At 70.0% G+C, this 2,629-nt stretch carries 1 protein-coding gene and 1 pseudogene; both read left to right on the top strand.

Annotated elements, in window-relative coordinates; all coding sequences use genetic code 11:
- Window positions 1-1,889 (top strand): autotransporter assembly complex protein TamA (locus HUU95_RS13885; protein WP_174280640.1); only part of this gene is annotated, 1,889 nt, incomplete at its 5' end.
- Window positions 1,889-2,629: pseudogene (locus HUU95_RS13880) on the top strand (translocation/assembly module TamB domain-containing protein); the annotation flags it as partial. The gene HUU95_RS13885 and the pseudogene HUU95_RS13880, both read left to right, overlap by 1 nt.

The following is a 2,629-nucleotide window of genomic DNA, read 5'->3' as shown; positions in this document are numbered from 1 at the left end:
CCGCCACCACGACCAACCCCGCGCCGACCGGCGACACGCTGGCGCCCATCGCCGCCGCCGACCCGGCGCTCACCGCCCCGCTGACCCCGCTCGCCGGCTTCGACACCACCCCGCTCGCCACCGCCGCCGACATCCAGGACAAGAACCCGCCCCAGGTCCGCTACGACACGGTGATCGACGGCCTGGAGAAGGTCGGCCTCGCCGCGCAGTGGAAGTCGCTGTCGGCGCTGCGCAATGGCGGCGGCAAGGCGGCCAATGGCGTCCAGGTCCAGGCGCGCGCCAAGGAGGACGAGGCGCTCGCCGTCCGCCTGCTCAAGTCGATCGGCTATTACGACGGCAGCGCGGTGTCCGCGATCGAGGCGACGCCGCCCACGCCCGGCACGCCGACGCGCTACAAGGCCACCGTCACCGCGACGCCCGGCCCGCTCTACAACCTGTCGTCCGTCACGCTCCAGAGCGGCCCCGTCACTCCGACCGACCTGCTCACGGCCAATTTCGCGCTCAAGGCGGGCGATCCGATCGAGGCCGCGCGCATCCAGGGCGCGGAGGCCAATCTCCAGATCGTCGGCCCGCATCAAGGCTATCCGTTCCTCAAGATCGGCGACCGCGACGTCCTGCTCGACGACAAGACGCCGACCGGCGCCTACACGCTGCCCGTCGACACCGGCCCGCGCGCGTCGTTCGGCCGCCTCGTCACCGCCGGCGACCCGGTGTTCGGGCTCGACCACCTCAACGTCTTCCCGCGCTTCAAGGAAGGCCAGCTCTACGACAGCGGCAAGACCGACGACCTGCGCGATGCGCTCAATGCCACCGGCCTGTTCTCGTCGCTCTCCGTGCAGCCGCAGCGGACCGGCCGGACGGGGCCGGACGGGACGGAGGCGGTGGACCTGCTCGTCACCCAGGCCAAGGGGCCGCCACGCTCGCTGGGCGGCACCGCCGGCTATTCGACCGGCCAGGGCTTCCGGCTGGAGGGCACCTACACGCACCGCAACCTGTTCGCGCCGGAGGGCGCGCTGATCGCGTCGCTGGTCGCGGGCACGCAGGAACAGGGGCTGTCCGGCACCTTCCGCCGGTCCAACGCCGGCAAGCGCGACCGGACGTTCAGCGCGACGGCGGCGGCGAACCACAGCAGCTATGATGCGTTCAGCGCCGACACCTTCACGCTGTCCGCGCGCTGGAGCTATGACTCGACGCCGATCTGGCAGAAGCGGCTCACTTATTATTACGGCGGCGAGCTGACCGGCACGAACGAGAGCATGTATGATTTCGCGCGCGGCGAGCGCGTCCGGCGCACCTATGGCATCGCCGCGCTGCCGACGCAGTTCCAGTTCGATCATTCGGACGATCTGCTCAACCCGACCAAGGGTTATCGCCTCCGCCTCAACGTCAGCCCGGAGGGCTCGATCCAGGGCTCGGCGCGCCCTTACGTGCGCACCATGCTGGAAGGCACGATGTATAAATCGGTGTCGTCCAGTCTGATCCTCGCCGGGCGGCTGCGCGCGGGCTCGATCCTGGGCATCGACCGCGACGATCTGGCGCCGTCGCGCCGCTATTATGGCGGCGGTGGCGGCTCGGTGCGCGGCTACGGCTTTCAGCGGCTGGGGCCGCTCGATCCCAACGGCGATCCCGTCGGCGGTCGCTCGCTCAACGAAGGCGCGGTGGAGGCACGCTATCGGTTCGGCAATTTCGGCATCGTGCCCTTCATCGACGCGGGCAACGCCTATGAGAGCAGCTTTCCCAAGGGCTCCGACCTGCGCTTCGGCGCGGGTATCGGCGGGCGCTTCTACACCAATTTCGGTCCCTTCCGCATTGATGCCGCGACGCCGCTGAACAAGCGCAAGGGCGACAGCAAACTGGCGCTATATCTGTCGCTTGGGCAGGCTTTCTGATGGCGGATGTGAGTCACCGCCCGCTGTGGCGGCGCATCCTCAAATGGCTCGGCATCGCGCTGCTGTCGCTCCTCGTGCTGCTGCTGATCGTCGTGTTCGGGATCAACACCGATCCCGGCCGCCGCTTCGTCGCCGACCAGATCGGCGGCTACACCACCGCGTCGGGGCTCAACATCAAGGTCGGGCGGATCGACGGCTCGCTCTACGGCCGCATGGTGCTGTCCGACGTCCGCGTCGCGGACCCCAAGGGCGTGTTCCTGACGAGCCCGCGTCTTGCGGTCGACTGGCGGCCGTTCGCGTTCATCCGCAACCATGTCGACGTCCGCGCGCTCGACACCGATCTCGTCACGCTCGCCCGCAAGCCCGCGCTCAAGCCCTCGACCGAGCCGGTGGACCCCAACGCGCCGACGCTGCCCGATCTCGACATCGACGTGAACCGGCTCCATGTCGGCCGCCTTGTCATCGCCAGGCCGGTGACCGGCGACACGCACATCGTCGGCATCGACGGCCAGACCCATATCGCCGATCGCCGCGCGCAGTTGACGGTGGATGCCAGCGCGGTGCGCGCGGCGGGCGTCGCGGGCGGCGACACGCTCCACTTGGTGCTCGATGCGGTCCCCGACGACGACAAGCTCGACGTCAAGCTCCGGCTCGCCGCGCCGGTCGGCGGCGCGGTGGCGACGCTCGCCGGGCTCAAGGCGCCGCTGACCGCGACCGTCGATGGGCGCGGCGGCTGGTCG

Source organism: Sphingomonas bacterium (assembly GCF_903643065.1).
Taxonomy (GTDB): Bacteria; Pseudomonadota; Alphaproteobacteria; order Sphingomonadales; family Sphingomonadaceae; genus Sphingomonas.
This window is presented reverse-complemented; position numbering and strand designations above follow the sequence as displayed.